Source organism: Bellilinea sp. (genome assembly GCF_053501535.1).
The window spans coordinates 1-8461 of the sequence record NZ_JBRCOK010000057.1 but is presented as its reverse complement, the minus strand read 5'-3'; the positions used below and the strand labels follow the sequence as shown (position 1 = coordinate 8461).

Here is an 8461-nt window from a genome sequence, read left to right as displayed (position 1 = left end):
GAAAACGCCAGCCGTCTTTGATTTAACATCAATTCGGGATAAATCATTTTTACATCAACTTTCGAGTCTCGTCCCCCTCCCGCCTCCCCCAAAATCGCAGGCGCGATTTTGGGGGAGGTGCAGGTGGGGGTGATTGGTATTGCCTGCAAGGTTTTGATCTTATCCCGAGCTCACGTTGATTTAAGTGGGTTTCTTTTTTTCAAAAGCAATCGGGATTACTTCCGACCAGAGGCTGAGCCGATGGCCTTCCTGTGAGATAATGGGGAAAACATCTCATCCGACGGAGTAAGGTCAGAAATGCGTTTTCTGGAAAATGTCATCCTGATTTTGTTGTTGTTCTCCCTGGCGTGGACATTTTTACCTCCTCAGCGCCGTTCGCGCCTTATCCTTTACCTGCCATTCCTGGTCAGTCTGCTGGTTATTTTGCACCTCATCATCGAGGGTTCTCGCTGGCAGATGATCCCGGCTTACCTGTTGACTCTGGCACTGCTGGCCAATAACACCCGCCTGCTGCGTTCACCTGCCAGCCGTTCAACCCATCAGCCGGTCTGGTTACGACTGGGGCTGGTATTCGGCGGATTGCTGCTGTTTTTGCTGGTTTCGCAGCTGCCGACCCTCATCCCGGTTTTCAGCCTGCCGCAGCCGGGCGGCGGCTTTGCCGTGGGGGTCAGCCAGCTGGTGCTGACGGATACCGAACGTGCAGAAATCTTCACCAGCCAGCCGGATGACCAGCGGCAGGTGCCCCTGATGATTTGGTACCCCGCCGAAGTCAGTCCGGCAGAGCGGCCCACAACTTACTGGCTGAACCAGCCCCAAATCAGCCGTCAACTGACCGCAATGCTGGGGCTGCCTTTCTTTTTGCTGGATCACCTTTCGCTGGTGCAGACTCATGCCGTTTTGGATGCTCCCGCGGTCAGCGGACAGCCGCCTTTTCCGGTAATTCTGTATTCACACGGTTATCGGCTGGGATATTTACAGCAGAATTCTTCCCTGATGGAAACCCTGGCAAGCCACGGTTATGTGGTGATCAGCGTAGGGCATCCGTTTCAGGCAGCCGCAGTGCCGGACAAGAGCGGCAGCTTAATCCGCTTTGCAAGCGAAACCGCCCCCCGCTTTTCTCAGGATGCCAATTTTCGGGATAAAAGCCTGACCATCTGGACGGACGACTTGCGCTTCGTTCTCAACCATCTGCCCGATTTTCAATCGGGAAGCCTGCTGCCACAACTGAGCGGTAAACTGGACGTTGAACGGGTAGGAGTGGGTGGAATGTCGTTTGGTGGTTCGGCTGCCAGCCGATTGTGCCTGCAGGAAAGCCGCTGCGACGCTTTACTGACCCTTGACAGCCCGCAGTATGAGCCGGTACTCTCCCAGTCTCTGCAGCAGCCGGTGCTGTTCTTTGCCGCACAGGAAAGTGAATATGTGCGTGAAGAGGTCTTTCAACAGGTGAACGCACCCGCCTACCTGCTCACCATTCAGGGTAGCGCCCACTACGACTTTACCGACCTCACCCTGGTTTCACCGCTTAACGCTGCCCTGGGCTTTTCCGGGGGAATTAACGGCGGTCAAATGGTGCGCATCCTCAACCAGTACAGTCTGGCTTTCTTTAACCGCCATCTGAAAAACCTGCCTGCCCCGCTGCTGGACAGCCCCTCAGCCGATTACCCGGAAGTGACCATTACCGCCCGCAACTGGCCCTGAACCGCCTCCGGCAGGGGCAGCCGCTCCATCGCGGCTTCCAGCACCGGCTGGAAAATGCCGCGCTCACTGCGGTCAAAGATGAATTGGGCATGGGTTTTCAGCGGGGGATGAGCATTGGCAGGCGCGCAGGCCAGATCAGCCATATCCAGCATGGTGAAGTCGTTTTCACCATCCCCAACCGTGATGAGCGGCACATCCTCCACGCCCAGCGCCGGCAGTAACGCATTCAAACCGGTGGCTTTGGTCACACCCTTGGGGGTCATTTCGTACAGGTCACCCAGACTGGAGTTACCCTCCAAGGGCAAAGAACGGAGGGTTTCTTCCAGTTCTTTCAAAACCTCAGGTTGATCGGAAATACACAGCAACTTGCTGAAAACCGGCAATGCTTCACCCGGCTGCCATGCCAGTGGCCGGTAACCGTAATAAATGGCACGCGGTCCGCCGTAAGGCGAGGTGCGAATCAGCCATTCGCGCCCTTCGCCTTGCGCCACCACTGCCAGATCCTGCGGAAAGGCCAGCACACGCTGCACCAGTTCAGCGGCAATGCCCGGCTCAAAGGCAAAATGACGGTGTACCCGCTGCCCCGGCAGATACACCAGCGCGCCGTTGTGCAGCACGAGGGGATAAGGAACAGGCTCACTTTCTCCAATCAAACCGTTGATGGTCAAAGGCAGGCGCATACCGGTCAGAGAACGGCCGGTGGCAAAGATGACGGTCAGCGGTAATTCCTGTTTCAAAAACGCCACATCCAGCGGATGAAAACGGTTATCGGCAAACAACATGGTGCCGTCCATATCCACGGCAATCACCAGTTTCATTAACTTCATGCTATCCATAAACTCCACACCAGCTACCTTTCCAGCGTCAGCTCGGGGCAAATCCTTTTCATCTCCACTTTCACATTTTCGGCCCCCTCCTGCGCCTCCCCCAAACCGCCCCAGCGATGTTTGGGGGAGGTGGGAGGGGGTAATTTCGCTACTCGTCAGGTTTTGCCCTTAAGCCGAACTCACATTTTCTAACCAAAACAGCCCAATTATTGCCCGAAAACAGGAAAAACACAAGGGATCACTCGATTTTATCGGGCAGATGAACATTCGTCCAGCAAACAGAACGGGTCCATACTCTGAAATGCACCGCTGACCCGCCACATGCAGTAGGCAGCCATCTCCTCACTGCTGGCAGAGGGGTCATAGTGTGCCATGGGGGCAAAAATCATTCCCGCCGGCCCAAGGCGCACTTCCAGATGCAAATGCGGCGCCAGCGCATTGCCGGAATCGCCGATTGTGCCCACCACCTGGCCGCACTTAATTTCCTCTCCCACCGCAAAGGTCGGTGCAGATTTCAGATGGGCATACAACAAATACAACGAGCGCGGGCGGGATTGCCAGTCCGACGGCAACGGATAAGGCGGACAGCTCAGGGCCAGCGGGCGAATGGTTTCAGGGGGGAACTCCGGCAATTCCAACCGGGCAACCAGCAGGGGGTCAAGCTCAGACAGAGCGGTTTCCACAATCAGCAGATTGCCGTAGGGGAAACGCCCGGCCGTTATCCCTGCTACCCGCCCGCTCAAAACCGCCTGAACGCTCATCCCGCTGCGCGCAATCCGATCCTTCTGGTCGAAATCAGCCAGGTCCACACCGTAATGAGGATCATCACTGCCCGGCGGGGGTGGGTGATAGGGATTGGAAACCTGTCCTGCCAGTTGTTCCAAATCATAACCGGCCAGCGGAGAGCAAACCTGAGGAAGGGACAACACCGTCGGGGTTAAAACAGGGGGCAGCAGCGTCAGGGTGGGAACGGTGGTTATCGTCCGTGTTGCGGAGGGATGCGGGGAGGGTGGGGCCGGCTCAACATCTCGCGGCGGATCACTCACCGAACAGGCGGTCAACAACCACGCCCAAAATATTGCCCATCCCATCCAGCGTTTCAAGCAGCGCATGGGTAAATTGTACCCGTTAACCAGCAGCCAAATGGCTAATCTGCTTCCGCTTTTTTCCGGCATGGGGTATCATGTTTAAGCAACAAACTCCGCCCATGAATACCCTGTTGAACACCAAAAACCGGAATGAAAGACGACATCTTTAACGACCTTTCGATCAATCAGCGCATCTATGAAATTGTGCGCCGGATTCCACCCGGCCGGGTAGCCAGTTACGGACAAATTGCCCGCATGGTTGGCGGCGGAGTCGGCCCGCGTCAGGTCGGTTATGCGCTGGCAGCGCTCAAAGCCGGCACGGATGTACCCTGGCAGCGGGTCATCAACGCCAAAGGGCGCATCAGCCTGCCCGGTATTGGCGGGGCCATTCAACGGCAGTTGCTGCTCGAAGAAGGCGTGCAGTTCGATGAAAACGACAGCGTGAATTTTGAACGCTTCGGCTGGAACGGCAACGGAGAGCTGCCCCATCCCGCTCAAGGTTAAGCCAGCATGGTTGACTTGAAACAAGCCATCCTGCCGTATTATTTGCGGCTCAACCGTTTCAGCCGCGGGACAATTGAAATCATCCGTGTCACCCTCAAAAACTTTACGCTGGCGCGCGGCAGTGAAGCGGCTGCCAGTCTGGCGTATTATGCCCTTTTTTCGTTATTCCCCCTCCTGCTGATCCTCATTTCGGTGGCCGGTTTTATCCTCAAGCGGGAAGATGCCTATCAGGCAGTGCTGACGCTGGTCTTTCAGGCCCTGCCCAACGCCGAACCGCTCATCGAACGCAATTTACAGGTCATTCTCAGTCGGCGCGGCACAATCGGCGTTATCGGTCTTTTGGGAGCGTTCTGGTCAGCCTCCGGTTTCTTCAATACACTGGTGCGCAACATCAACCACGCCTGGCTCAACCTCAAGCCGCGCGATGTCATCCGCACCCGATTGCTGGCGTTGGGTATGATCGGTATGATCATCCTGCTGCTGGTGCTTTCGCTGCTCTCCACGGCAGTATTCAACCTGATTCGCATTTTTGATCAGGTTTTTCTCAACGGCGATCATCTGGAAAATACGGTCATCTACCCCTATCTGCGTGTGCTCATCCCGGCCTTCTTCACCTTTCTGATGTTCCTGATCATCTACCGCTGGATTCCGAATACCAAAGTGCGCTGGCGGGCCTGTATGTGGGGCTCCTTGTGGACAAGTGTTGCCTGGGAACTGGCAAAATTTGGTTTCAGTGCGTATTTATCCAGCGGCCTGGCGCAATATGAGATTTTATACGGCTCGCTCGGCACCGTCCTGGCGCTGATGTTCTACATCTACCTGTCCTGCACCATCATCCTGCTGGGTGCCCATCTGACCGCCACGATTGACCAGCGTAAACCACGCCGCACCCTCCATCCCTCCACAGAAAGTCAACAAACAGAAACAGCCGCATAAGAGCGGCTGTCTGAAGTTTTTCCAATGTCGGCTAAATTTTAGCGGTTGGCCTGAAACCGGCTTTCCACAAAATCCCAGTTGACAATCGTCCAGAAGGCTTTGACGTAATCCGGCCGGCGGTTCTGATAATGCAGATAGTAAGCATGTTCCCACACATCCAGACCCAGCAGCGGGATGTGACCGTCCATGTAGGGACTGTCCTGATTGGCAGTGGAATAAACCTGCAGCTTCTTATCGCCATCCAACACCAGCCATGCCCAGCCGGAGCCAAAGCGAGTCACAGCGGCGTTACTGAATTTTTCCACAAAGGCATCATATGAGCCGAAGGAGGCATCAATGGCTTTGGCAATTTCACCAACCGGTGTCTTGCTGCCGCCGGGGGCAATCCAATCCCAGAAGAGGGTATGGTTGAGGTGCCCGCCGCCGTTGTTGCGCACGGCGGTGCGGATATTCTCCGGCACTTCGTTGATGCGGCGCAAAATCTCTTCAATGGGATGGTCAAACCATTCCGGCGCGCTCTCCAAGGCTTTGTTCAGGTTGGCGACATACGCGCCATGATGCTTGTCATGGTGAATTTCCATGGTGCGGGCATCAATGGCAGGCTCCAGAGCATTGAAGGCGTATTTCAGGGGAGGCAGTTCGAATACTTTTGCCATATTTCTATTTCCTTTCTTTTTTTGTACTTTTTTGTTGATATCCCCACCCGTTCGGGGTATTTATTTATATTATTATGATAATAATACTACGATTTTGACGCGAAGTCAATTGAGATTGTAGAAGATTCATATCGAGTTCGTACAGGCGGGGGATGTTCCCCATCACCCGCCTATGAGCAGGCATCACCCTTAAATCAGAAGCCGCCCGACTCAACCGCCGGGCGGCAAATTATCCATCACACCCCAAAACAACCCGATGGAGAGTGGTTAAGTCAGGTTGACTGCTACGCGCATGTCGCGAGCGGTGCGCTCGACCCGCACGACCTTGCCGTGTACCACCATCGAGTCGCGCCCTTCCAGATGGGGAATGGAAAGGGCAATTTCAGCACCCAGCGGCAGGTTGACATGCCGGTCGGTGGAGAGCAAAATCCCAACCGCGCTGACATTGATGGTCTTTCCACTGGCGCGGATGGGATCAACGATTAAAACCGGGCGTTCCCAAACGATGCGGTTAGCCCGACGGGTATTGGTGGATTGGGGGGATAAGCGGTCTTGCATTTTAATCTCCGGGTAGGTCTCATTCGGTAATCTGCTACCCAAATAATAGCATATTCCGTGCCAGAATAAAAGTAGAGTTCCCTGTCTGTTATTTTTTTATTCCTCTTCCCCTTTCCCGCCTATGCTATAATCTTTCTTCGCAAACCCTTATGCAGCCTAACCGCAACCGCATTGCTCTGTTTTTCAGCCTGCTGGCCGTAATTGCCGGCATTGTTCTGATCGTCTGGCTCGTCCCGCGACTCAGCACACTCTTCAGCAGCCAGCGCCCGGCCGGTCAGGTAGGCTATGATTCCAGTACGGTGCGCGCCGAGGTGCTGGAAATCCTCGAAACCGGTCAAATCACCCTCGGCGAACGCCCCCAGCGCTATCAGGTCTTCACCGCCCGCGTTTTAGAAGGCAATTTTGCCGGTCAAATTGTCGAAATCGAGTACGGTTTGCAACAAATCCGCCCGAATGATGCCGATGTTCGCCCCGGCGAACAGGTGTTAATCTCGGTCGGTGTACGACCGGATGGACAAATTGTTGCTTTCTTCACCGACTTCATCCGCATCGGCAGCATTCTACAGCTTTTTCTAATTTTTGTCCTGTTCAGCGTCCTGATTGGTGGCTGGAAAGGGCTGCGCGGACTGCTGGGGATTGCCCTCAGCCTGATTGTGATTGTTGCCTACATCATCCCCCAGATTCTGGCGGGTAAAAACCCGGTGCTGGTCAGCATCATCGGCTCGTTCGGCTTTCTGGCCGTTTCCCTTTACATCGTCTATGGCTGGACGCTGAAGACGCACGCGGCGGTGCTGGGTATGTTGATTGCACTGGTCATCACCGGCGCACTGGCCTGGGTTTCGATCAATTTCACCCGTCTGAGCGGTTTTGGCGATGAAAATGTGATGTTTCTTGCTCAAATGACCGCCACGCCGATTGACATGCGCGGCTTGCTGTTGGGAGGGATGATCATCGGAGCGCTGGGGGTGCTGGACGATCTGGTCATCAGCCAGTCCTCGGCTGTGTTTGAACTGCACGGGGCAAATCCGGCCTTGAGCCTGGGCTTTCTCTACCGCCGGGCAATGAACATTGGGCGTGATCATGTTGCCGCCACGGTCAACACGCTGGTGCTGGCGTATGCCGGCGCATCGCTGCCGATGCTGTTGATGTTTTCGCTGAATAATCAGAACCCCGGTTTGCTGCTCAACCTGAACTTCATTGCCGAAGAAGTGGTGCGCACACTGGTTGGCTCAATTGGTTTATTCGCCTCGGTGCCAATCACCACCGCGCTGGCCTGCCTGGCAGCGGTGTACGCCCACCGCATGGGGAAATGGCGGCGCTGGCTCGGCCCCGAAACCGGTACGGAAGAACACAGCCACTTTCATTAAGTTAACGTCAATTCGGGATAAATCATTTTCACATCAACTTTTACAATGGGGAATTTGTTTATCTAGGAGATAAACAAATCAGTAGTAGGATTTAGAACCGATTAACCCTTACAGCACGCAATCAACCAATGCGTTTCAGAAAACGGATTGAAGCCCACAAAACCCCAGCCCACAAACATTCAACCTATGCCAATGATTTTATTCACCCGTACGCCCTGAAAACCATCACCCCAGCCGGCCTACCGCCGAATTTGGCAAACCGGTTCTGAATCATGTTTCGCCGGTGAAAGTGGGTACATGATTCACGACCCCCACCCCAAAACCAGCCCCCAGGTGATTTTGGTAAACCGGTTCTGAATCATGTTTCGCCGGTGAAAGTGGGTACATGATTCACGACCCCCACCCCAAAACCAGCCCACAGGTGATTTTGGCAAACCGGTATTGAATCACCTTTCAAAGGCAAGTCATCATCCCAGCCAAAGCAAAGAAAAACCATTGCACCAGTAAGCCAAAGACGGATAAGGTACTGTGCGCCCCTGCGGAAAGGTAGGGTTTTAGTGGGTTCGGTTCGCTCCGCTCACCTCACCCACCCCTCTTGTGGTGCACGCCCCGCTTTGCTACCGCCCTTGTGCTCCGCACTGCGGGCTAGCAAATGCGGGGCGTTGAAAGCTTGCGCCCCGCGGGGGGCAAGCCCCCCACGGATGCGCTGGCTGGCTGTGCCAGCCAATGGTAGGTCAAGCCTTCGCTCACCCGTTTCACGGGTTCGCTCCGGCTTCACGTTCATAATCGCTCCGCTTCGGGCTGGCTTACTTCGTGCGCCAGCCCTG

Annotated in this window: 9 protein-coding genes; 4 read left to right on the top strand and 5 right to left on the bottom strand. The window is 55.1% G+C overall.

Features of this window, described 5'->3' with window-relative positions:
• Positions 1 to 297 precede the first annotated feature (297 nt).
• The gene (locus ACWIZX_RS06395) at positions 298 to 1698 is read left to right on the top strand and encodes an alpha/beta hydrolase family protein (RefSeq protein ID WP_448335185.1); all 1401 of its coding nucleotides are present in this window, start codon (positions 298 to 300) and stop codon (positions 1696 to 1698) included.
• On the opposite strand, the gene ACWIZX_RS06390 is transcribed toward ACWIZX_RS06395, so the two are convergent.
• The gene (locus tag ACWIZX_RS06390) at positions 1659 to 2525 is read right to left on the bottom strand and encodes an HAD hydrolase family protein (RefSeq protein ID WP_448335184.1); all 867 of its coding nucleotides are present in this window, start codon (positions 2523 to 2525) and stop codon (positions 1659 to 1661) included. The genes ACWIZX_RS06395 and ACWIZX_RS06390 overlap by 40 nt on opposite strands.
• A gap of 248 nt (positions 2526 to 2773) precedes the next feature.
• Complete coding sequence (locus ACWIZX_RS06385) at positions 2774 to 3700, bottom strand: M23 family metallopeptidase (protein WP_448335183.1); 927 nt, start codon at positions 3698 to 3700, stop codon at positions 2774 to 2776.
• Between the two features lie 63 nt (positions 3701 to 3763).
• Here ACWIZX_RS06385 and ACWIZX_RS06380 point away from each other — a divergent pair, with 63 nt between their 5' ends.
• Together ACWIZX_RS06380 and ACWIZX_RS06375 are read left to right on the top strand one after the other, a co-directional pair.
• Positions 3764 to 4117 carry an MGMT family protein gene (locus tag ACWIZX_RS06380; protein WP_322794273.1) on the top strand — a complete coding sequence of 118 codons (354 nt, stop codon included), beginning with the start codon at positions 3764 to 3766 and terminating at the stop codon, positions 4115 to 4117.
• Between the two features lie 6 nt (positions 4118 to 4123).
• Entirely contained in the window at positions 4124 to 5053 is a 930-nt protein-coding gene (locus tag ACWIZX_RS06375) for a YihY/virulence factor BrkB family protein (protein WP_322794274.1), read from the top strand.
• 38 nt (positions 5054 to 5091) lie between these two features.
• Here ACWIZX_RS06375 and ACWIZX_RS06370 read toward each other — a convergent pair whose 3' ends face one another.
• Positions 5092 to 5709 carry a superoxide dismutase gene (locus tag ACWIZX_RS06370; RefSeq protein ID WP_448335182.1) on the bottom strand — a complete coding sequence of 206 codons (618 nt, stop codon included), beginning with the start codon at positions 5707 to 5709 and terminating at the stop codon, positions 5092 to 5094.
• A gap of 267 nt (positions 5710 to 5976) precedes the next feature.
• Entirely contained in the window at positions 5977 to 6267 is a 291-nt protein-coding gene (locus ACWIZX_RS06365) for a PilZ domain-containing protein (protein ID WP_322794276.1), read from the bottom strand.
• Between the two features lie 149 nt (positions 6268 to 6416).
• Between ACWIZX_RS06365 and ACWIZX_RS06360 the strand changes: the two genes are divergently transcribed.
• Positions 6417 to 7634, top strand: a complete 1218-nt coding sequence (locus tag ACWIZX_RS06360) for a YibE/F family protein (protein WP_448335181.1) — start codon at positions 6417 to 6419, stop codon at positions 7632 to 7634.
• A 577-nt stretch (positions 7635 to 8211) separates the two neighbouring features.
• Here the strand turns inward: ACWIZX_RS06360 and ACWIZX_RS06355 are convergent.
• Positions 8212 to 8461, bottom strand: a 250-nt coding sequence (locus ACWIZX_RS06355) for a hypothetical protein (RefSeq protein WP_448335180.1), incomplete at its 5' end; no start/stop codon positions are given.